This window comes from Roseovarius sp. THAF8 (assembly GCF_009363735.1).
Classification (GTDB): Bacteria; Pseudomonadota; Alphaproteobacteria; order Rhodobacterales; family Rhodobacteraceae; genus Roseovarius.
The window spans coordinates 3,979,606-4,000,697 of the sequence record NZ_CP045410.1 but is presented as its reverse complement, the minus strand read 5'-3'; the positions used below and the strand labels follow the sequence as shown (position 1 = coordinate 4,000,697).

The 21,092-nt window shown below is 64.5% G+C and carries 18 protein-coding genes; 5 read left to right on the top strand and 13 right to left on the bottom strand.

The window, feature by feature from the left end:
• Nucleotides 1-81: 81 nt before the first annotated feature.
• The 7 genes from FIU85_RS19650 to FIU85_RS19620 all read right to left on the bottom strand — a co-directional run bounded on the left by FIU85_RS19650 (nt 82) and on the right by FIU85_RS19620 (nt 9,280).
• Nucleotides 82-639, bottom strand: a complete 558-nt coding sequence (locus FIU85_RS19650; protein WP_152498101.1) for a methyltransferase domain-containing protein — start codon at nt 637-639, stop codon at nt 82-84.
• Between the two features lie 174 nt (nt 640-813).
• Nucleotides 814-2,208: a dihydrolipoyl dehydrogenase gene (lpdA, locus tag FIU85_RS19645; protein WP_152498100.1), complete on the bottom strand. Its 1,395-nt coding sequence runs from the start codon at nt 2,206-2,208 to the stop codon at nt 814-816.
• 148 nt (nt 2,209-2,356) lie between these two features.
• Nucleotides 2,357-2,944, bottom strand: a complete 588-nt coding sequence (locus FIU85_RS19640) for a DUF924 family protein (protein WP_152498099.1) — start codon at nt 2,942-2,944, stop codon at nt 2,357-2,359.
• A gap of 133 nt (nt 2,945-3,077) precedes the next feature.
• Entirely contained in the window at nt 3,078-4,337 is a 1,260-nt protein-coding gene (locus tag FIU85_RS19635) for an MFS transporter (RefSeq protein WP_152492746.1), read from the bottom strand.
• A gap of 186 nt (nt 4,338-4,523) precedes the next feature.
• On the bottom strand, nt 4,524-4,814 hold the full coding sequence (locus FIU85_RS19630) for a hypothetical protein (RefSeq protein ID WP_152498098.1): 291 nt from the start codon (nt 4,812-4,814) through the stop codon (nt 4,524-4,526).
• On the bottom strand, nt 4,815-5,888 hold the full coding sequence (gene queA, locus FIU85_RS19625) for a tRNA preQ1(34) S-adenosylmethionine ribosyltransferase-isomerase QueA (protein ID WP_152498097.1): 1,074 nt from the start codon (nt 5,886-5,888) through the stop codon (nt 4,815-4,817).
• Nucleotides 5,885-9,280 (bottom strand): DUF3971 domain-containing protein, encoded by a 3,396-nt coding sequence (locus FIU85_RS19620; protein ID WP_152498334.1) that lies wholly within the window; start codon nt 9,278-9,280, stop codon nt 5,885-5,887. Before FIU85_RS19620 ends, queA begins: the two co-directional genes overlap by 4 nt.
• A gap of 93 nt (nt 9,281-9,373) precedes the next feature.
• On the opposite strand from FIU85_RS19620, the gene FIU85_RS19615 reads away from it, so the two are divergent.
• The 5 genes from FIU85_RS19615 to FIU85_RS19595 all read left to right on the top strand — a co-directional run bounded on the left by FIU85_RS19615 (nt 9,374) and on the right by FIU85_RS19595 (nt 14,679).
• The gene (locus FIU85_RS19615; RefSeq protein WP_254702958.1) at nt 9,374-9,850 is read left to right on the top strand and encodes a peroxiredoxin; all 477 of its coding nucleotides are present in this window, start codon (nt 9,374-9,376) and stop codon (nt 9,848-9,850) included.
• Nucleotides 9,851-9,870: 20 nt separating this feature from the next.
• Complete coding sequence (locus tag FIU85_RS19610) at nt 9,871-10,674, top strand: ferritin-like domain-containing protein (protein ID WP_152498333.1); 804 nt, start codon at nt 9,871-9,873, stop codon at nt 10,672-10,674.
• Nucleotides 10,675-10,910: 236 nt separating this feature from the next.
• Entirely contained in the window at nt 10,911-12,233 is a 1,323-nt protein-coding gene (locus tag FIU85_RS19605; protein WP_172978097.1) for a M23 family metallopeptidase, read from the top strand.
• Nucleotides 12,223-12,762: a polymer-forming cytoskeletal protein gene (locus tag FIU85_RS19600; protein WP_152498096.1), complete on the top strand. Its 540-nt coding sequence runs from the start codon at nt 12,223-12,225 to the stop codon at nt 12,760-12,762. The genes FIU85_RS19605 and FIU85_RS19600 overlap by 11 nt, the downstream gene beginning before the upstream one ends.
• A gap of 624 nt (nt 12,763-13,386) precedes the next feature.
• On the top strand, nt 13,387-14,679 hold the full coding sequence (locus FIU85_RS19595; RefSeq protein WP_152498095.1) for a DEAD/DEAH box helicase: 1,293 nt from the start codon (nt 13,387-13,389) through the stop codon (nt 14,677-14,679).
• Nucleotides 14,680-14,709: 30 nt separating this feature from the next.
• Here FIU85_RS19595 and FIU85_RS19590 read toward each other — a convergent pair whose 3' ends face one another.
• From FIU85_RS19590 to FIU85_RS19565, 6 genes are all read right to left on the bottom strand, one after another.
• On the bottom strand, nt 14,710-15,861 hold the full coding sequence (locus FIU85_RS19590) for a Xaa-Pro peptidase family protein (RefSeq protein WP_152498094.1): 1,152 nt from the start codon (nt 15,859-15,861) through the stop codon (nt 14,710-14,712).
• A gap of 10 nt (nt 15,862-15,871) precedes the next feature.
• A complete protein-coding gene (locus tag FIU85_RS19585) occupies nt 15,872-16,630 on the bottom strand; it encodes a carbon-nitrogen hydrolase family protein (RefSeq protein ID WP_152498093.1) in 759 nt (252 codons plus the stop codon).
• A 73-nt stretch (nt 16,631-16,703) separates the two neighbouring features.
• Nucleotides 16,704-17,288: an HNH endonuclease gene (locus tag FIU85_RS19580; RefSeq protein WP_152492755.1), complete on the bottom strand. Its 585-nt coding sequence runs from the start codon at nt 17,286-17,288 to the stop codon at nt 16,704-16,706.
• 251 nt (nt 17,289-17,539) lie between these two features.
• Nucleotides 17,540-18,304 carry a hypothetical protein gene (locus tag FIU85_RS19575; RefSeq protein WP_152498092.1) on the bottom strand — a complete coding sequence of 255 codons (765 nt, stop codon included), beginning with the start codon at nt 18,302-18,304 and terminating at the stop codon, nt 17,540-17,542.
• A 59-nt stretch (nt 18,305-18,363) separates the two neighbouring features.
• Nucleotides 18,364-18,891 (bottom strand): hypothetical protein, encoded by a 528-nt coding sequence (locus FIU85_RS19570; RefSeq protein WP_152498091.1) that lies wholly within the window; start codon nt 18,889-18,891, stop codon nt 18,364-18,366.
• Between the two features lie 398 nt (nt 18,892-19,289).
• Nucleotides 19,290-20,924, bottom strand: coding sequence for a hypothetical protein (locus tag FIU85_RS19565; protein ID WP_152498090.1), 1,635 nt, complete (start codon nt 20,922-20,924; stop codon nt 19,290-19,292).
• Nucleotides 20,925-21,092: the final 168 nt, after the last annotated feature.

Below are 21,092 nucleotides of genomic sequence, written 5' to 3'. Positions count from 1 at the left end.
CAAGAGGAAAAACGGAACATAGCGCGAACACGGGTCAGACCCTGTCAGCAGCGCCTGCTTTATCCACAGTTTATTTGCCGATCACTTCCGGGCCAGCGCCCAGGAACAGATCGGAAAGGCCGGGTCGTTGTCCAGATTGTCGCGCTCCGGGTCGTAATCCGGCGGCCAGTCTTCACCCAGGTTCCGCAGTCCCGCCAGCCTGTTTCCCCATTGCTCGGAACGGATCCTGCCCTCGTCGAACCCGGCCTCGATCAGCAGGTTCTTCAGCCCCCGCGCCGTCCAGCGCGAACAATCCACCGGATCGCCGTGATAGGGGATGAAAAACGGCACCGCGACCCAGAAATATCCGCCCGGGCGCAGCATCTCGATCACGTTGCGCGTCGCGGCATAAGGCCGGTCCAGATGCTCCCACACCTGGTTGGCCAGCACGATATCGAACTGCCGCACGGTCCCGTCCTCGCCGGTATAAGGCCCCGCGCAGATGTCATGGGCCGGGTAGCGGAACCGCTCGTAACTCTTGAACTCATACCGCCGGCCATGCTTGCCCGACACCTCGGCGGCCTCCATCGACGCCAGGTCCAGTTCCTCGAACCAGGCGCGGGAACTCTTGTACATCACGATACGGTTGAGGCTCGCCATTCCGCTACACTTCCAATGTCATCGACACGCGCACCATCTCAGATGCGGCCCAATGCGAAAAGCCCCGCACCGCTTCCTCTGGCCGAAAATATCCCGGGGGAACGTTGAAACGTCGTTTCAACGTGGGGGCAGCGCCCCCGCTTTTACCAAACCTGCGCGCCGCAGGCGCTCATTTCAGTAGTGCACCGCCCGCCCATAGGCATCCAGCACGCTTTCATGCATCATCTCGCTGAGCGTCGGGTGCGGGAAGACCGTGTGCATCAGGTCCTCTTCCGTGGTCTCCAGTTGGCGGCCCACCACATAGCCCTGGATCAGTTCGGTCACTTCCGCGCCAACCATATGAGCGCCCAGCAATTCGCCGGTCTTGGCGTCGAAGACGGTCTTGATCATGCCCTCGGCCTCGCCCAGTGCAATCGCCTTGCCGTTGCCGATAAAGGGGAAGTTGCCGATCTTCACCTCGTATCCCGCCTCCTTGGCCTTGGCCTCGGTCAGGCCGACGCTGGCCACCTGCGGGTGGCAATAGGTACAGCCGGCGATGCTGTCCGGGCGCACCGGATGCGGGTGTGCGCCGGCGGCCAGCTCGGCCACCATCACGCCCTCGTGGCTGGCCTTGTGCGCCAGCCAAGGCGCGCCGGCCAGGTCGCCGATGGCATAGATGCCGTCGACGCCGGTACGGCAGTATTCGTCCACCACCACGTGGCTACGGTCCACCTTGATGCCCAGATCCTCCAGACCCAGGTTCTCGGTATTGCCGACGATCCCCACGGCGGAAATCACCGTGTCGAACTCCAGCTTCTCGGTCTTGCCGCCGGTCTCGATATGGGCAGTCACCTTGCCCTTGGCGCGGTCCAGCTGCTTGACCGTGGATTTCTCCATGATCTTCATGCCCTGCTTCTCGAACGCCTTCTTCGCGAATTTCGCGATCTCGGCATCCTCGACCGGCAGGATGCGGTCCATCACCTCGACCACCGTCGTCTCGGCGCCCAGCGTGTTGTAGAAGCTGGCGAACTCGATCCCGATCGCGCCCGAGCCGATGACCAGCAGTTTCTTCGGCATCCGCGGCGGCTTCAGCGCGTGCTTGTAGGTCCACACCAAATCGCCATCGGCCTCGAGCCCCGGCAGTTCGCGTGCCCGTGCGCCGGTGGCCAGAACGATGGTCTTGGCGGTCAGCTCCTCGCTGCCCTTCTCGGTCTTGACCGACACCTTGTCCTTGGCCGTCAGCTTGGCCTCGCCCATGATCGTGGTGATCTTGTTTTTCTTCATCAGATGACCGACACCCGATGTCAGCTGCTTGGCCACGTCGCGCGACCGCTTGACCACCGCATCGAGGTCGTAATCGATCTTCTCGGCTTTCAGGCCAAACTCCTTGGCGCGGTGCATCAGGTGGAACACCTCGGACGAGCGCAGCATCGCCTTGGTCGGAATACAGCCCCAGTTAAGACAGATGCCGCCCAGATGCTCGCGCTCGACCACGGCCACCTTCAGGCCCAGCTGCGCGCCGCGGATGGCGGCGACATAGCCGCCCGGCCCTGCCCCGATTACGATCATGTCATAGGATTGCGCGGCCATGCGATGCTCCGTTTCCAGGTCGATTTCATAATATAGTTTGATATTAAACTATCTCGGAGACGACCACAACGTAGCTAAGCCTCCCGCAACAAGATGCCACGGGCCGGCCCGGTTTGTCCATGAATTCCAATAGCTCGCACCGCTTGCGCTATGCGGCGGCGTCGGCGTCCTGAAGCTCGCGCACCACTCCGCCGTAGCCGCCCTTCTTCATGAAGGCCTTCTCGGCGTCCGAACTGCCGCGCCCCAGCACGTCGTTTCGGTGCGGGAACCGGCCAAAGCTGCGGATCACCTCGCGGTGCGCGCGCGCATGAAGCAGGTTGTCGTCGCCGCCCTCGGGCATCCGCTCGCAGATCAGCCGTACGCAGCGGTCCTGGTCGCACAGGTTCTCGGAATGCATCAGCGGCAGGTAGAAGAACTGTCGCGCGGGTTCGTCGATGCGCGTGTCCCAACCCTTGTTGATCGCGGCCTTGGCGGCGGCCAGTCCGAACTTGTCGGTGGCGAAGGCCTGCGCCTGGTCGCGGAACATGTTGCGCGGAAACTGGTCCATCAGGATGATATAGGCAAGCGTGCCGCTGGGATAGGTCAGCCACAGCCCGTTGGTCCCGTCACAGGCGCGGTGATAGGCATCGAGAAACCTGTCGCGCACCGTCTCGTCCAGATCGTCGGACGCCTCGTACCAGCCCTTCGGCCCGACCTCGTCAAGCCAAAAATTCAAAATATCCTCGGGCGCTGTCATCCTATCCTCCCGTAGTGGGCAGCACTCATATGTAACAGGTTAACGACATCCCCTGCCCGGTGGACAGTAAAGAATTGCAACAAAGGCAATGTTTCGTGACATCGTCCCGTTTCTGCCGCGCATATGGGCAATCTCACGCGGCCTGTCCATCCTCTGAATTTTCCTCTGCCGCCTCCATGGCAACTTCCTGCGCATAGGTCACCGCCATGGGCGACACACCCGGCACCACCGCGGTGTAGCGATCGGTGTCGTCGGGCGCCGCGCGCTGGGTCATCCTGTACGCGGCATAGGCCGCCATCATCGTGCACAGTGTCGCGATATGCAGGAAATACCCGCTCGGCCCCACCACGCCCATGATCCAGCCGGTGATGATCGGGCCAAAGACCGCGCCCAGCCCGTTGATGAACACCATGCCGCCGGCCGCGGCCGCCATGTCGTCGGTCCCCAGGAAGTCGTTGGTATAGGCGATCAGCAACGAATAAAGCGGGTTCGACATGCCGCCCACCAGGAAGGCCGCCACCAGCAACAGCCAGAACACGCCGCCCAGGGCCATGCCGATCACCGCGCCAAGCGCCGCAATGGCCGAGGCGATCAGGATCAGCAACCGCCGGTCCATCCGGTCCGACAGCCAGCCCAGCGGGTACTGCACCAGCATCGCGCCGACATAAAACGTCGCCACGAAGGTCGAGATCTGCCCCACGGTCAGCCCCGCCTCGGCGCCATAGACCGCAGCCATGCCGAACTGGGCCGCAAAGACGCCGCCCAGAAGGAACATGCCGACACAGCCCAGGGGCGAGATCCGCATGATCTCGCGCAGGGTCATCGGCTTGGTCGTGTCGAAGGCCGGTGTCGGGCTGATCGACAGCAGAATGGGCGCGAAGGACAGCGAGATCAGCACGGACGGGATGATGAACAGAACGAATCCGCCCGGATCCGCGGTCAGCATCAGCGCCTGGGCGCTGACGATACCGACCATCTGCACGATCATGTAAAGCGACAGCGCCTTGCCGCGGTTGTCGTTCGTGGCGGCGTTGTTCAGCCAGCTTTCGGCGGTGACGTACACGCCGGAAAAACAGAACCCGATCAGCACGCGCCCCACGCCCCAGGCCCAGGGGTTGGCAAAAGCCGGATACAGGATCATCACCGCCGAGATCATCGAGGCCAGCGCCGCGAAAACCCGCACGTGGCCCACCCGCCGGATCATCTCCGGCGCCATGCGCGAGCCAAAGAGAAAGCCCAGGAAATAGCCCGACATCACCAGCGACATTTCCAGCGTCGAGAAGCCTTCCATCTGGCCGCGCACCCCCAGGAGCGTGCCCTGCATGCCGTTGCCGACCTGCAAGAGCATCATGCCCAAAAGCAGGGCCCAGGCGCTGGAAAGAACGGAAAACATGCGGGAACTCCAATGACTTTCAGCCCGTCTAGACGGGCGTCGCACAACAGGTCTGGCTCAAACGCGACTCGATCCGTCGCTGGTGCAGGCCTTGCCAGTGTTTCCTGCCGGTTTCAACAGCGTCCGGCGCCGCAACAGCCGCCGATGGGCGGAACCACGCGCGGCAGCCCGCTCCGGGGCGGAAGGTCAGCCGGCCGGCGGATCGTCGGGGTCCGGCCTGCCCCGGTCCGACGTCGTGGCACCCGCCTGAAGATCGGCCAGCGTCGCTCGCTCCAGCTCTTCGCGCGACATCCCGGTCAGCACGCGAAAGACCCACAGCTTGACCGGCTCGCGCTTGAGCGCAAGGTTGGCGGCAAAGACGATCAACGCACAGACAAGCCCCGCGATCACGTAGTTCAAGATCAAAAGCGCGGCACTGGTGATCAGCCCCACCCACATGACGCGGCTGACAAAGCCCGGCACCTTGTTGAGTTTCATTCAGGTCTCCTCCCCGTCATCCACGGCATCGGGTACCAGAAGAGACGAATCCCCGTAAGAGAAGAATCGGTACTCATTCCGGATGGCGTGCGTGTAGATATCCTTGATGCGCTCGGGCCCCATCAAGGCGCTGACCAGCATCATCAGGGTGCTCTTGGGCAGGTGAAAATTGGTCATCAGCGCGTCCGTCACCCGAAACTCGAAACCGGGGTAGATGAAGATATCCGTCTCGCCCCGCCACGGCGCGATCGTGCCATCGCGGGCGGCGCTTTCGATCAGGCGCAGCGCGGTGGTGCCCACCGGAATGACCCGCCCGCCTTGCGCTTTCGTCGCGGCGATCTCGGCCGCAGCCGCCGCGCTGACCTCGCCCCATTCGGCGTGCATCCGGTGGGTGGTCACATCCTCGACCTTCACGGGCAGGAAGGTGCCGGCGCCCACATGCAGCGTCACCTCGGTAAAGGCGATACCCTGCGCCGCCAGTTCCGCCAGCAGCGCGTCGTCGAAATGCAGGCTGGCCGTGGGCGCCGCCACCGCGCCGGTCTCCTTGGCGAAGACCGTCTGGTAATCGTCGCGGTCACGTGCATCGGCGGCGCGCTTGCTGGCGATATAGGGCGGCAAGGGCATCGCGCCCGCCGCGTTGAGCGCGGCGTCGAAGTCTTCCCCCGACAGGTTGAAACTCAGCACGCCCTGCCCGTCCTCCTTGTCCAGCAAAGTCGCCTCCAGGCCCGCGCCAAAGCGCACCACTTCGCCGGTCCGAAGCTTTTTCAATGGCTTGATCATCGCCCGCCAGTCGCCCTCGGGCGTGGCGTCCAGCAGCGTCGCCTCGATCCGCGCCTCGGTCTCGCCCTGGGCACTGTCACGCCGGCGCAGCCCCGACAGGCGCGCCGGGATGACCTTGGTGTTGTTCAGGATCAGCCGATCGCCGGGCCGCAGGTACCGGCCCAGGTCATGGACCCGCGCATCGGTGATCGTGTCCCCTCGCGCCACCAGCAGCCGCGCCGACGGCCGCGGTCGTGCGGGCCGGGTCGCGATCAGCGTCTCGGGCAGGTCGAAATCGAAATCCGACAGCTTCATCGGCCGGCTTCACGGTTGTTGAAATCGCGCACGCGCGAGCCCGATTGCGGCGGCTGCGACTGTGACCCGTCCGCCCCCTGCTGCGTGCTCTGCGCGGGCTGTCTGGATTGCGGCAATTCCGGTGCCGGGCGGCGGAAGAGCTCCCGGAACATGCCCGGGGTGAAGGCAGACAGCGGGTTGACGCTGACCCGCGGACTGCGTGCCGGCCCCTTGAGCGTGTAGTTGAAGCCGAACAGCCCCTCGCCCCGCCGGGTAAAGAGCGAGCCCACAGCGTTCACCACATAGACCGGCGAAATCACGCCCTGCATGTCCATCTGCCCGCTTTCCGGATAGTAATAGCCGTCCATCGTGATCCCCATCGCGGCGCCCACCGCGCTGCTGGAATAAAGCGTGACGCGCTGGGGCGAAAGCTGGAAACGCGCCTCCAGCGACTCGAAATGTATGCCGTCGCCGCCCAACTGCTCCAGCAGACCCACCACCGTCAACGCGTTCAGGAGCGCGGCCATCGACGGCGCATCCTTGAGACGCATTGATCCCTTGGCCGTCAGCCGGCCTTCATAGATGCCCGGCCCCTTGCCCGGCACCAGCGTCACATCCAGCTTGCCGTTGCGCGCGCCCTTGATCAGTCCCGCCGACACCAGCACCCCGGCCGCGTCCTCGGCCTGGATGCGAAAGGCGCTGCGCCCGTTTTGCGGCACGACCCGGCCGGTGATCGGCGACATGCCGTTGATCCGGCCGGTAAAGCTGCCGTTGGCCCCCTGCGACATGTTCAGGTCCGCCCGGAAATCCGTCAGCGCGATTCCGTCCGATATCTGCAGGCGGTCCAGCGCCAGCGACACCGGCCCGCCGCGCTGCGTGCGTTGTCGGCCCCCACCGCCGCCATCGCCCGCCAGCGAGGTCTGGCGCAGATCCACCGAACCGCCCTGCACGCGCACCGCCGGCGCCGCACCCGCACCGCGCCCGACCAGTTCCACCGGCGCTTTCAGCCAGCTGCCGATCTGCACCTGCGAAAACGTGGCCCGGTCCAGCTGGCCATTGTCGCGCAGGGTGACCGCGCCGCGCGCGGTCAGCCCCGCGCCCGAAATCTCCAGCCGGTCGATCGAGGGCGGTTCGCCCAGCCGGCCCGACGCCTCCAGCCGGCCCGTCGCGCCCTGCGACAGCGCCCAATCCAGCTGCGGCACGCGCAGGCCCACACCGGCCAGGGTCGAGCTCAGCCGGAACACGCCAGGCGCACCTTTTTCAAAGTCGATCTCCATGTCGGCCCGGCCCGCGCCCGACACGCTGCCCGGCGGCAATCCGATGCCGAACTCCTCGACAAAGCGTTCGGACAATTCGATCCAGCCGCGCACCGTGCTGGTGTTCGCGCCGGGGCTGATATCGGTCTCGAACCGCCCGTCGAACGGCACCTGCCCGATGCGCCCTGCCCCGGCCACTGTCAGCACATCGTCCGCAAGCGCCACGTCCAGCGCGGCGGAGGACAGCACCCGGCCCGGCACCAGAACCTCGCTGCGCACATCGCGCAGCTTGCCCGCTATGTCGAACTCCACGTCCTCGACCGACAGCTTTTTCAGCAGGCGAAGGTCAAGTACGCCCTGCAATTCCGCCATGCCGTCCGCCAGGGTCACCTCGCGCCCGGCCTTGGTCAGAAATTCCAGCGGCGGTTCGTCCAGCAGCGACAGGGCCGCCGTGATCGTGCTGCGTGTGCGCAGGTTCACCTGCGCGGGCGTCCGCTTGATCGTCACGTCCGGAATGTCGAAACTGGTGCCCGAGATATCGACCCGCCCGCCCTGCGGCGCGGTCACGTGCCCGCCCAGTGCGGACACCACGAAACGGTTGTCCATCAAGGACGCGTGCCCGTGCGCATCTTCGATCACCGGAAAATTCTTGATGAACTGCGTGCTGAACTTCTCGAAATCGAAGCCCAGGAAAAAGTCAGGGCTGCGCTTGGGCAAGGACCGCAGGGCAAGCTGGATGTTGCGCAGGTCCGCCGCGCGCACGTTCTCGGTGATCCAGTCGCGAGTCTTGTCCTGAAGCCGTTCGGGCCAGAGCTGCAGCAGGCGGTCGGGGTCGATGCGCTCCATGTGGCCGTTCAGCGTGACATCCCAGCCTTCCGGCTCGGCCCGCGCCTCGCCGCTCAACCGCAGCACCTCGTCCTGGTCCGACAGGCTCAGCTCGCCGAGGGTAAGCGCGAAAGGGTTCAGCTTCAGGCGCATATCCATGCGCGCGCCCTGAAGCGTGACCGCCTCGGCATAAAGGTCCATCGGGTTGGCCACCACCTCCGACAGGTTGACCTGCAACAGGATCTCGCGCGGCCAGCCTTTTTCCACCCCCACCAGATAGGCATGGCCCGTGGCGCTGGTCTTGACCCACTTGCTGTCGATCGACAGCTCGTTGAAGACGATGCGATCCTCGGAGGGGTCGTAGGTAAAATAGCTGCGCACCGAGTCGAAGGCGATGGGCTCGGTCGCCTCGTTCGGCCTGACCGCGCCCTGGCCGATCTGCAACGTCGCGTTGAGCGGGCCAAGCTTGCCCGTGTCATCCACCGAGGCGCGCAGCGCGCCCGAGATCGGCGCGTCGATCGCGTAAAGCCACGCCAGCGCGGGCGATTGTCCCGCCACGTCGCGGGCCGGCATGTCCTCGAAGCTCAGGCCGACCTCGGAGGCCGCACTGCCCAGGCGGCCGGTATAGTTCAGCGCCAGCGTGGTGGCATAATCGCGCGCGCCGATCAGCGCAAAATCCCCGCGCAGGCGGATGTCGTCGCCCTCGCGCGTCACGTCCAGTCGCCCGCCATCGGCGGTCCAGGCCCGCTCGGTGCGCTCGTCCTCGTAGCGCAGCGAGACGTTCGTGGCCTCGATTGTCGTCAGGCTTCTGAAGGCGGGCCGGTTCAGCACCACGTCCAGCCGCTCGGCCATCGCGGCCACCGTCACCGGCTGCTGCTCGGAAGTTCCCACCTCGCCCAGCGTGACGCCCACCTCGCCCGCGTCGGTGCGCCGAAAGCTCAGCTGCGCCCCCGACAGGCGCACCGTGCTGGGATGCAACTGTCCCTGCAACAGCGCCTTCAGGTCCACGGTGCCCTGCACGTCCGACAGGTTGGCGATGGGCAGGCCGGTGGTGTCGCGGACCGTCACGTCGCGCAGCGACAGGCGCGGCACCCAGCCTTCCTCCATCACCACGGCCATGTCGCCGAAATGCAGCGACACGCCTTCGACGGCCGCGTTGATCTCGCGGGTGACACGGTCCCGCACCCAGTCCGGCGCCGAGAGCCGCGTGCCAAGCAGCGAGACCGCCGCCACGCTCAGCCCCAGGCACACCGCCAGCACCAGTGCGACGCTCCAGAGGCCGAACCGTTTCAGGCGCTTGCCGCGCGGTTTTGTCTGCGCCGTGTCGCTCATAAATCCCGATGTCGCGCGTTCGCCGCGCATTTGCCTGCCCTCTTTGCTTTATTCTTGCCGCTTACGCGTTAATTTGAAACTCACTTTTTGCTCATGGGAGAATCCGACATGCTCGAACCCGGCCAACCGGCCCCCGATTTTGCCCTGCCGCGCGACGGCGGCGACCTCGTCACCCTGTCCGAACAGCGCCCCGCGCCGGTCGTGCTCTATTTCTATCCCAAGGACGACACGCCCGGCTGCACCAAGGAGGCCATCGCCTTCACCGGCCTGGCCGAGGACTTCGACGCGGCGGGCGCCAAGGTCTTCGGCATTTCCAAGGATACCGTGGCCAAGCACGACAAGTTCCGCGACAAGCATGAGCTGGGCATTCCCCTTCTGTCTGACGCTGAAACGCATGTCTGCGAGGAATACGGCGTCTGGAAAGAGAAAAAGATGTACGGCAAGACCTTCATGGGGATCGAGCGCACGACCGTGCTGGTCGACCGCGAAGGCATGGTCGCCCGGGTCTGGCCCAAGGTAAAGGTGGACGGCCACGCCGAGGAGGTGCTGGACGCGGTGCGCGCCCTGTGATCGATCAAAGCCTTGCGGAAATGGCGGTGGAGGTTCTCACCGCCGCCGACGGGCGCGAAAAGACGGCGCTGTCGCGGCGCCATGCCGCCACCTGGTTCGCCGCCCGCGCCGCCGGGCGCGACCTGGCCGTGGGCAGCGCCGCGCCGCCGCTGCGTCCGGCCCGCCCCGACCTGCCCCGGCTTCTGGACCCGCGCGACGTGCCCCGCCGTCGCCCCGGTACCGCGCCCGGACGGCTGGCGATCCTGCACGCCGTCGCGCATATCGAGCTCAATGCCGTGGACCTTCACTGGGACATCATCGCGCGCTTCACGGACGTGAAGATGCCCCTCGGGTTCTACGACGACTGGGTCAAGGCGGCCGACGAAGAATCCAAGCATTTCAATCTGGTATGCGACTGTCTTGAGGAAAAGGGCAGTCACTATGGCGCGCTGGATGCCCATGCCGGCATGTGGCGCGCCGCCGAGGACACGGCCGAGGATTTCATGGGCCGGCTCGCCGTCGTGCCGATGGTGCTCGAGGCCCGCGGCCTCGACGTGACGCCCGGCATGATCGACCTCTTCCAAGGCGCCAAAGAGACCCGGACGGTCGATGCGCTGAAGGTAATCTATGCCGAGGAGGTCGCGCATGTCGCCTATGGGTCGAAGTGGTTCCACTTCCTTTGCGGGCGGCACGAGATGGATCCGAAAACCGCCTTTCACGATCTTGTCCGGCGCTATTTCCACGGCGCGCTCAAGCCGCCTTTCAACGAGGAGAAACGCGCCGAGGCGGGCCTGCCGCCCGATTTCTACTGGCCGCTAGCCAACGGTCCGGTCCCCGGCACCTAGCGTATCCGCGCCATCAACCCCTTATGAATCGGCAATTTTTTGCCAGTTCCGGCACAAATCGGCGCACTGCCACGCAGCCGTGGTCAAAATCCTTGCCCAATACGACCCTGCTGTGTACCCAACCCCGGACGATGCCACCGGACCATCCGGCCAAGAATGGACACGATCGCGGCAGACGACGCGGCAGAGGTTTGAGCATCGACACGGGGAAAAGGTTGCAAGGGACGGAGTGAAACGTGCGCAGTCGATTGTTGATCAAGCTGAACCACTTTCTGGAAAGACACTTCCCGGAACGCCGCGTTTTCCTGCGGTCAGACACCGACACACGCTTCATCAGGCTCCGCCCCGCCACGCAACTCGTTGCCTTCCTCGGCGCCTCCGCCATCGTAGCCTGGGCGATCATCGCCACCGCGGTCCTGGTGATGGACTCGATCGGATCGGGCAACTTCCGTGAACAGGCCAAGCGAGATCAGCGCACCTACGAGGCCCGGCTGAACGCGCTCGAGGACGAACGCGACAAGCGCGCCGAAGAGGCGCTCGCGGCACAAAACCGCTTCAACTCGGCGCTGGAGCAGATTTCGGTCATGCAGACCGAGCTTCTGTCGTCCGAGACCCGCCGCCGCGAACTGGAAACCGGGATCGAGGTGATCCAGTCCACCCTGCGCCGCACCATGAAAGACCGCGACAGCGCCCGCAACGAGGCCGAAGAGCTGGCCGCGGCGATCGAGAATTCCGGCGACACGCCCCTGCCCGGCGCCTCGGGCAGCACCGGCGAGGACCCGATGGTCGAGTTCCTGTCGTCCCAGCTGGCCGCCACCGCGCAGGAGCGTGATCAGGTCACCGCCGATGCGGAGGACGCTCTGCTGCGCGCCGATGAGATGGCCAGCCAGATCCAGCTGATGCAGGACCAGAACGACCAGATCTTCCGCCAGCTGGAGGAGGCGATGTCGATCTCGGTCGAGCCGCTGGACAAGATGTTCAGCGCCGCCGGCATGAACCCGGACAACCTTATCGCCACGGTGCGCTCGGGCTATTCCGGCCAGGGCGGCCCGCTGATGCCGCTCAGCTTTTCCACCCGCGGCGAGGAACCCTCGGCGGACGCCCGCCGCGCCAATGGCATCCTTCAGGGCATGGACAAGCTGAACCTCTACCGCATCGCCGCGCAAAAGGCGCCCTTCGCGATGCCGGTCAAGTCCTCCTTCCGCTACACCTCGGGCTTCGGGATGCGCTGGGGCCGGATGCATTCCGGCACCGATTTCGCGGCCCCCCACGGCACGCCGATCTATTCCACCGCCGATGGCGTGGTCACCCATGCCGGCTGGCAGTCGGGCTATGGCCGCCTGGTCAAGATCCAGCACGAGTTCGGGATCGAGACCCGCTACGCCCACATGTCCCAGCTGCGGGTCAAAAAAGGCCAAAGGGTCTCGCGCGGGGATCGAATTGGTGATATGGGGAGCACTGGACGTTCGACCGGCACCCATCTACACTACGAGGTCCGTGTCGGCGGCAAGGCCGTCAATCCCATGATCTACATCAAGGCTGCAAGAGATGTTTTCTAAAAGCAAAATCAACGACCCCGCGCCGAAGCAGGATTCTGCGGCCAAACCCGCCGCGCCGGCCGAGCCGCGCAAGGACACCAGCACCGCCAGCAGCGGTGAATTCAAGGCCGCGGCCCCCAAGGCCAAGCCGCCCGCATCGGTCCTGTCGCCCGATCTGCACGTCACCGGCAACCTCAAGACCACCGGCGACGTCCAGGTTGAAGGCACTGTCGAGGGCGACATTCGCGCTCACCTGCTGACTATCGGCGAAAGCGCCACGATCAAGGGCGAGATCATCGCCGATGATGTCGTGATCAATGGCCGCATCGTCGGCCGCGTGCGTGGCCTAAAGGTGCGCCTGACCTCGACCGCCCGCGTCGAAGGCGACATCATCCACAAGACCATCGCCATCGAATCCGGTGCCCATTTCGAGGGCTCGGTGCAGCGGCAGGACGACCCGCTCAACGCCGGCGGCAAGAAACAAGCCGCCCCGGCACAGCAAGGCGCGGCGCCCACCCCGGCCCCGGCGAACGAGCCGGCGAAAAGCTGACGTCGATGCAGACCCGATAGAAAGGCGCCCGGGAAACCGCGGCGCCTTTTTCTGTTGACCAGTCGTTGTCTGCTATGCAATCGAAGCCGCCGTTCACGACGGAGGCCATCGTCAGCCCCTGGGATGGCGATCCGAGGGCAATTCTGAAGCACTTCATGCCTGCCAAACACGTCCTCAAAAGGATCGTTGCGCCCAGCCTCGCCAAATCGCCAGCCCAAGGGAGGGGCTGACGATGGCCGGGCCGCTTCGCGGCGGTTAACCGGCTGGGTGCTCGAACCCAATGTCTCACAAAGGGCTCACTCCTGACCTTCACCACGACCGCTAAGCATCACCCCCTCCTGCAATTCCGAAAATTCTGGGTATTGCTTGACACCTGCCCCGCAATCCCCCATCTGTCTCCCATCGCTGCGATTGCGCGTGAGCCGGGCCAACCGCCCGAACCAGCAACCAGCCCGATTTTTCCAGTTCCCCCATCACGCAGGGTTTCTGATGCGGCGCCAGGTGGCGCGGGATACGCCCGCGACGCCTTAAAGTGTCCGCGCAACCCTTGCACCCGCGCATCCCGTGCGGGCCATACCTCTTGGTCACGCAGGCTTCCGCCTTGTGGCCCGCAAAGGATACGACTTGTACGATTTCGACATGCTGGGCCTCGCGCCCGAACTCAATACCGCTCTCAAGACCGCCGGCCTGACAGAGCCGACGCCCATCCAGAACAAGGCCATTCCGCTGGCGCTGGAAGGCCATGACGTCATGGGCCTCGCCCAGACCGGCACCGGCAAGACGCTGGCCTTCGGCCTGCCGCTGATCCAGCACCTGCTGGAGGCGCCCGGCAAACCCGCCGAAAAGACCGTCAAGGCGCTCATCCTCGCGCCCACGCGCGAACTGGTGAACCAGATCGCCGACAGCCTGCGCAACCTCACCAAGGGCACCAAGCTGCGCGTCGTCACCGTCGTCGGCGGGCAATCCATCGGCAAGCAGATCAGTCTTCTCAGCCGCGGCACCGACATCCTGGTCGCCACGCCCGGCCGCCTGATCGACCTGATGGAGCGCCGCGCGCTCGATTTGTCCACCGCACGTCACCTCGTGCTGGACGAGGCCGACCAGATGCTCGACATGGGCTTCATCCACGCGCTGCGCAAGATCGCGCCGCACCTGGGCAGCCCACGCCAGACCATGCTGTTTTCGGCCACCATGCCCAAGCAGATGGAAGAGATCTCCGCCGCCTACCTGACCAACCCCCGCCGGGTTCAGGTCTCGCCCCCGGGCAAGGCCGCCGACAAGGTCACCCAGTCGGTGCACCACGTCGCCAAGAACGACAAATCATCGAAGCTGCGCGAGATCCTCGCCGATGACCCGCACGCCCTCACGCTCGTCTTCTCCCGCACCAAGCACGGCGCGGAACGGCTGATGAAGGGGCTCGTGTCCGACGGCTTCAACGCCGCCTCGATCCACGGCAACAAGAGCCAGGGCCAGCGCGACCGCGCCTTGAAGGCGTTCCGCGACGGCACCACCAACATCCTCGTTGCCACCGACGTGGCCGCGCGCGGCATCGACATTCCCGGCGTCGCCTACGTGGTCAACTACGACCTGCCCGAAGTGGCCGACAACTACGTCCACCGCATCGGCCGCACCGCGCGAGCGGGCCGCGAGGGCGAGGCGATCTCGCTTTGCGCGCCCGAGGAAACGGGCCTTCTGCGCGACATCGAGAAGGTGATGAAGATCACCGTTCCCGTCGCCAGCGGCACCGCCCCGGTGAACGAACAGGCGCAAGCTCCGAAAAAACGGGGAGGCGGCCAGAACCGCCGCCGCAAGCCGTCGCACGGCGGCAACGGACAGGCAGGCGCGAACGCAGGCGGTCAGAACCAGGGCGCGGGCAAACCCCGCCGCCAGCGCCGCCGTAACCGCGCCGCGGCCTGAGCCAAATCATGGGCCGGGCCCCTGCCCGGCCTAATTCCTGACGATCAACGTCTCGGGCGTCTGGTCCGTCAGGACCTCCGCGCCGTTTTCCGTCAGCATCACCGTATTGGAAATGAAATAGTCCACCACATCCGTGTTGGTGAACCATGAATGGGCGTGGAAAACCATGCCTACCTCCAGCCTGCGCTGCGAGCCTGGGAATAGGCTCGTGACCATCGATCCGCCCGTCCAGCTGGGCGGAAAGCCGATCCCCACCAGATAGCCGCAGTGATGCCGGTTATAGTCCGCCAGGCCTGCATCCTTCGCCACCTCGCGCCACGCGGCATAGGCGTCGCCCGCAACACCGCCCGGTTTCAATGCGGCGCAAATCGCCTTCATGCCCTCGATTGCCAACGCCACCGACCGCTCCACGCCCTTTGGCGCCGCACCCACGTAGACCAGCCGCCCCATCGGCGCCTGATACTTGCGATAGGCGCCACAGGTCTCCATGAACACCGCGTCGCCCGTGCGAAACACGTCGCCGCGCCATGTCGTGTGTTCCTCGCCCAGCCGAGACGTGGGCCGAAAGAACGGCCCGAAGCCGGGATATTCGCTTTCCGCCAGGATTGCCGCGCGGTGGTATTCCGCCGCCACCTCGTAATCGCTCGCGCCATCGCTTACCGCTTCGATCGCGGCCAACGTGCCAAGGTCCGCCGCCCGCGCCGCCTTGCGGGTATAGGCCATCTCGACCGGCGATTTCACCAGCCGCAGATCGTCGATCAGACCCGACCCGTCGATCCACGCGGCCTCCCCCGCCCTAATCCGCTCGGCATGGCGCGGGGTCAGGAACAGGCTGCGCTTCTCGATCCCGACGCGCGCGCCCTTGAGGCCCAGATCGGCCATCGCCCGCAGCACGTGGTCCGACAATTCCTCGTGATCCGCATGGCCGTAAAACCGCGCATTGCGCACTTGGTTGGCGACCGTGATCCCCTCCATCGCGCGGCACACCAGCGCCATCTCGCCATCCGCGTTCAGCACCAGCACATGCGCGGCGAAAAAGCCCCAATGGTCCAGCCCCGTCAGCCAGTAGATGCTCTCTGGCACCGAGATCAGCAGACCGTCCAGCCCTTGCGCTTTCAGAACCGCACAGGCCCGCGTCACGCGACCCGCCAATTCACCATCATCGAAGGCAGGCCCTGTCATATCAGGCCACTCACAATTTGACCGCGTCGCGCAGATAGGGCAGCCGGTTCCGCGCCGCCGCCACGCGTTCGGCATCGACATCTGCGACAATCACCGTTTCCGTGTCGCCCGCCACCGCCTCTTCCACCCCGTCCGGCGCCACGATCCGGCTGCCGCCCAGGTACCGCGCACCATCCTCCTGGCCCGCATGGTTGGCATAGGCCAGCCACAGCCCGTTCTCGAAGGCCCGCGTCGGCACCAGTTTCTCGGCCACCACGCCCCACCGATCGACCAGCGCCGTCGGCACCAGCGCCAGCTCGGCGCCATGCTGCGCCGCCTTGCGCAGGCTTTCCGGAAACTCGACCTCGTAGCAGATGACGATCGCGATGCGCAGCCCGCCATGCTCCACCAGCGTGAGCGTATCGCCGTTGGCGAATGTCTCTTCCTCGAAACTGCCGGGCGACGGCAACCGCTTGCGGTGGTTCGCCAGCGCCGCGCCCTCCGCCCCCACCAGCCGCGCGGCGTTGTAGATCACGCCGTCCGCCGCCTCTGGGTAGCCATAGCACACGGCCGTCTCGTGCCGCTTGGCCATCTCCGCCACCGCCTCAAAGAACGGGCCGGTCGCAGGTTCCGCCAGCGCCGCGTGATCCGCCCCCATGTAGCCCGAGGCGAAAAGTTCGGGGCAGACCATCAGGTCGACCTCCCGCTCGGCCAGCCGCAACTCCAGCGCCCTCAGACGCGCACTGGTCGACAGCCCGCCCGCATCGCATTGATAGATCCCCAGCCGCATGCGCCCCTCCCCGGTGCCACCCGGCAAAGCCAACACGCAGATCGGTTTCAGGTCAATCTTTTAGAAGAGCGCCCTAGGCTTCCAGCTCGGCATCCCAGTAAAGGAAGTCGATCCAGCTTTCATGCAGGTGGTTGGGCGGAAACTTGCGCCCCATGTTGCGCAACTGTTCTGCCGCTGGCGCGCGCGGCGGCTTGCGCAGGCTCAGGCCCGAGCGCCGCAGGCTCTTGGACCCCTTGCGCAGGTTGCAGGGCGAACAGGCCGCCACCACGTTCTCCCAGCTGGTGACCCCGCCCTTGGCGCGCGGCACCACGTGATCGAAGGTCAGATCCCCCTTCGCCCCGCAATACTGGCACTGGAATTCATCCCTCAAAAACAAATTAAAGCGCGTGAAGGCCACGCGCTTTTGAGGTTTGACGTAATCTTTCAGAACAATGACCGAGGGTATCCTGATCTCGGTCGAGGGACTTCGCACCGTGTCCTCGTATTCGGCGACGATATCGACCCGGTCGAGGAACACCGCCTTGACCGCATCCTGCCAGGGCCAAAGCGACAGCGGGTAATAGGAGAGCGGCCGATAATCGGCATTCAGAACCAGCGCCGGATGATGTTTCAGCGCCGAAGGCGACCTTACGAATTCCGTCCTGAAATCTGCATCCATGACCTTAGTTACCCCCGCTCGTATCGCCTCGTGCTCTGGTGCGGGGCGTGACAGCCGCCCCTTGATTGAGTTCACTATATATCGTGTTCCGCCTCTGGCAAGCACTGGATTTGGCGGAACATCTTGCGATTTGGGTAGCGCGATTCCGTGACGGGGATGTGACAGTTATCCACAAGGGGCCGATCAGCCCCGGAACCCCTGTGCGCCATGCCGGACATCCGCAGGAGCGACGCCGCATTGGATGTGGCGGGTCAGGCTTTGAACGTCGCCATCCCGCCATCCAACAGCCTCAAAAGCTCATCTGAAACGGGCCACGGCTTGCGCAGGTCGAATACACTCAGATCAATCCCGATATCGGCAAGTGGCCTAATCAATATCTCGGCATTGTCGGCTTCGAAAAAATACACGCCTGCGCCCAATTCAGCCGGATCGCCAAAACACCGGCATGCTTCCGCGTAAAACGCCTCGGCATCTGATGAGGCCGAACTCAACGAACGGCCTTCCTTTCTCGATCTGTCTCCGAAAAACCGAAGCGCAAAGGAAATGAGACTGACATCACCATATGGGCTGCGCACCAGTTCCTTTTTGCCCTTGTATCTTTGCAGCGCGTAGTTTGCCGTTGGACAGGGGGATTGCGCTTGCCGGGATGACAGAATTGAAAAGTATGATCGCGACTGGCGCGTTTGCATGAAACTGATCCCTTTGAGCAAGGGGTCGATGTCGGTCAGATCCTTTAGTTCAAGGAGATATTGGCAGGGCTGCGTTGGCTTCATTTTCCCTTTGTCACCGACCAGTGTCTCGAAATGCCCGCTGGCGGCGACATCCGCGATGAAACCCAGAAACGATCTGACCTCTTGTCCGAGCGGAGCGTTGAAAACGGTTTCCGTCTCATGCCAGAGCGCCGCGCGCTCCTGCGTGGGGGGGATCGCGACACCGTGCTTCGCCTCCACCATGCTGGTTAGCGCATCGAAGTGCCCGTCATGATCGTTTGCGTCCAAACCCGTGAAAAAACCCACTATGAAGCACCTTGTGTCTGTGTTGCGATATGTTCAGGTCAGGACGACAGCCGCAGGTGTCACCGCTCGGTCTTCAGCAGGTTTCCAAACGCGATATGCATGTCGCGATCGCTATCGGACAGCCTGTCGCCCAAGCGCCAGGTGGTGAGGCGCAGCGTTTTCGTCGGGCCTACAGAGACCGTATTCACATAGATATTGGACCGGCCATCCCGTGACCCGCGGGCGACGTAAACAAAGTTGCCGCTTGCGACCTTTCCGGCCTGCAAAAGAGCGAAATCCCGGGTTTCTTCGCTGTCTGCCTCGGCCAGGCGGCATGCGGCGCGTTCGCTTTCCAAGCCGTCATTCGTGCCCCCGTCGAAAATCCTGACGTTGGCGGCAAAACCAACGGCGGTATTGTAGAAGAGAAAGTCATCGCCGGCGTCTTCACGCGGCTCCCATGACGTGTCGTCGAGGCATATCGAGATACCCAGCGGCTCGTTGAGAGGCATGCAGGCGAAAGCAGGTTTGAAGGGCAGACACAGTGCGCACGTGAAAAGCACTGCCTTCGGAAGGCTGGTTTTATCGAGTACGGTTTTCGAGAGTGACATTTGATTTGAAGTAATTTTACATGATCAATCAGGGCCTGAGATTTTCGGCTATCATGATCGTCATGTCCGAGCAATCTACACCATAATATGACGCAGCCGACATCTGTGCCGCCCGCAACAACTGTCAGGATCGTGTCCGTTACAAGGCACTGGCACCGCGCCCCCAGCCGGTTAACAGCCGCGCAGCGGCCCGGCCATCGTCAGCCCCTCCCGTGGGCTGGCGATCGCCTCCGTCGTGAACGACAGCTTGGTCGCGCCGACCCGACATGCGACACCCTCCCGCCACCGCAGAAATCCGCGAGGCCATCGGCAGGCTGACATTGTATCAGCGCTGCACCGTCACGGTGGCAGCGCGCCACATCCGGCAAGGGGATCGCGCCGCAATCGGGCTCTGCCGCTCAAGCCGCGGCCTTGCGGCACAGACAGCTTGCGCGAACGGGAATATCGGCCCGTGCGACCGCTTGGTCCAGCAGCAGCTTCACATGCGGCACTTCCTCCGGCGCGCCGCGCCGTTGCAGGCATTCGTGCAGGCCGTGCAGCGCCCAGACATTGCGCGGATGCTGGCTGGGCCGCGGCAACTTTCCATCCAGGCCCAGGTCGGCGCGATAGACCGCCTCGGCCTCGTCGTATTCCCCCGCCTCCATCAGAAGCGCACCCAGCGCATGGCGCGTCGGTTGCGGCCAGGACCACGGCTCCTCGTATTCCAACCCGTCATCCAGCGCGACCGCACGGCGCAGGTGCTCCAGTCCCGCCTCCCGCTGCCCGGCCTTGAAGGCCAGTTCACCCTTCATCATCTCCTCGCCCACGGCCAGGACGTCGCGGGCCTTGTTGTTGAACAGCATCCTTGTGTCAGGCACCAGTGCGTAGGCCTCGGTGAACGCCGCCGCCATGCGCTCGGCCTCGGCATGGCGTCCCAGGTTGGCCAGCGCCACGGCCTTGGCGTAACAGATCAGCGCGTTGGTGGTCACGTAAAGCTCGGTGTCCTCGGGCTGATCCAGTTCCAGGATCTCCTCCCACATCCCGAAGCGGATATAGACATGCGGCGCGGCGGCCACGAAGGTCTCGAAGATGTCGGGATAGGACCGCACCACCTTGTCGGGCACCTCGCCGCGCAAACGCTTGGCGGCGCCGATGGCCGCCGCCTTCTGTCCCAGGAACATCGCGCCATAGGCCGCGAAATGCAGGTTGTGGATACGGTAGAGCGCATAGAAATTGGCCGCGCCCGCATAATCCTTGAACCGCTCGTCCACCTCTGCGGCGGCAAGGTTGCGCGCCAGCACGTTCTGGTAGTCGCCGCACAATACGTCGATATGGGTGCCCATATGCACAAGGTGCCCCGCATCCGGCACCAGATCGGTCAGCCGGTCGCCGTGGCGCAGCGCCTTTTCGGGATGGGGCGACATCTCCATCAGGTGAATGTACATATGCAACAGGCCCGGATGGTCCCACGCGCCGGGCGTCTCGGCAAAGGCGCGTTCCAGCACCGCCATCGCCTCGACGGTCGAGCCTTCGGGGTTGGGCACGCCGCTCTGGACATCCCAAAGCTGCCAAGGCGTGCGGTTCATCAGCGCTTCCGCGAAGAAGCACGCCACATCGAGGTCGTCCTTGTGCGCCTCGTAGACCGGGCGCATCGCCTCGGCGAAGCCGTCATTGAAGGGCTGGTAATCCTCGATCGCAGGATCGGTAGGATAGCGCGACGCCAGCGCCTCCAGCAGCGCACGCTCCAGGGGACGCGCGCCGTCCAGCGCCAGCCCCGCCTTCAGCGCATCGTGGGCGCGCTCCAGCGCGGGCGCCTTTTCCTCGGGCGTGAACACCTCCCACGCCTTGTTGTAATTGGGCCCGATGCCATAGGCGATGCCCCAATGCGCCAGCGCGCACTCCGGATCGGCCTCGATCGCCTTCTCGAAACAGACGATGGCCTCTTCATGGTTATAGGCAAACAACCAGACAAGGCCACGATCAAACCAGGTCTGGGCTACGGGAACCGACGTCACGGGGCGGGTATAGGCGCCCAGATCGAAATAATCCGACATGTTGAGTCCTCCCGATTGGATGCGAGAGAATAGCACGCGTTTGCGAAAATTCCGCAAGGCACATCCATAGCGAGAATTGGGTGGGCCATATACACGAAAACCTGTCCTCACCGAAGCGCCTGCGCGCTCCGACCTGACATACGCAAAAGCCCGGCCTTCTCTAAGAAA

Coding starts and splice junctions, on each gene's coding strand:
- FIU85_RS19615 (WP_254702958.1), top strand. CDS start 9,374: ATGGGAGAATCCGACATGCTCGAACCCGGCCAACCGGCCCCCGATTTT.
- FIU85_RS19620 (WP_152498334.1), bottom strand. CDS start 9,280: ATGAGCGACACGGCGCAGACAAAACCGCGCGGCAAGCGCCTGAAACGG.
- FIU85_RS19640 (WP_152498099.1), bottom strand. CDS start 2,944: ATGACAGCGCCCGAGGATATTTTGAATTTTTGGCTTGACGAGGTCGGG.
- FIU85_RS19600 (WP_152498096.1), top strand. CDS start 12,223: ATGTTTTCTAAAAGCAAAATCAACGACCCCGCGCCGAAGCAGGATTCT.
- lpdA (WP_152498100.1), bottom strand. CDS start 2,208: ATGGCCGCGCAATCCTATGACATGATCGTAATCGGGGCAGGGCCGGGC.
- FIU85_RS19585 (WP_152498093.1), bottom strand. CDS start 16,630: ATGCGGCTGGGGATCTATCAATGCGATGCGGGCGGGCTGTCGACCAGT.
- FIU85_RS19630 (WP_152498098.1), bottom strand. CDS start 4,814: ATGAAACTCAACAAGGTGCCGGGCTTTGTCAGCCGCGTCATGTGGGTG.
- FIU85_RS19565 (WP_152498090.1), bottom strand. CDS start 20,924: ATGTCGGATTATTTCGATCTGGGCGCCTATACCCGCCCCGTGACGTCG.
- FIU85_RS19610 (WP_152498333.1), top strand. CDS start 9,871: ATGGCGGTGGAGGTTCTCACCGCCGCCGACGGGCGCGAAAAGACGGCG.
- FIU85_RS19570 (WP_152498091.1), bottom strand. CDS start 18,891: ATGTCACTCTCGAAAACCGTACTCGATAAAACCAGCCTTCCGAAGGCA.
- FIU85_RS19650 (WP_152498101.1), bottom strand. CDS start 639: ATGGCGAGCCTCAACCGTATCGTGATGTACAAGAGTTCCCGCGCCTGG.
- queA (WP_152498097.1), bottom strand. CDS start 5,888: ATGAAGCTGTCGGATTTCGATTTCGACCTGCCCGAGACGCTGATCGCG.
- FIU85_RS19635 (WP_152492746.1), bottom strand. CDS start 4,337: ATGTTTTCCGTTCTTTCCAGCGCCTGGGCCCTGCTTTTGGGCATGATG.
- FIU85_RS19590 (WP_152498094.1), bottom strand. CDS start 15,861: ATGACAGGGCCTGCCTTCGATGATGGTGAATTGGCGGGTCGCGTGACG.
- FIU85_RS19580 (WP_152492755.1), bottom strand. CDS start 17,288: ATGGATGCAGATTTCAGGACGGAATTCGTAAGGTCGCCTTCGGCGCTG.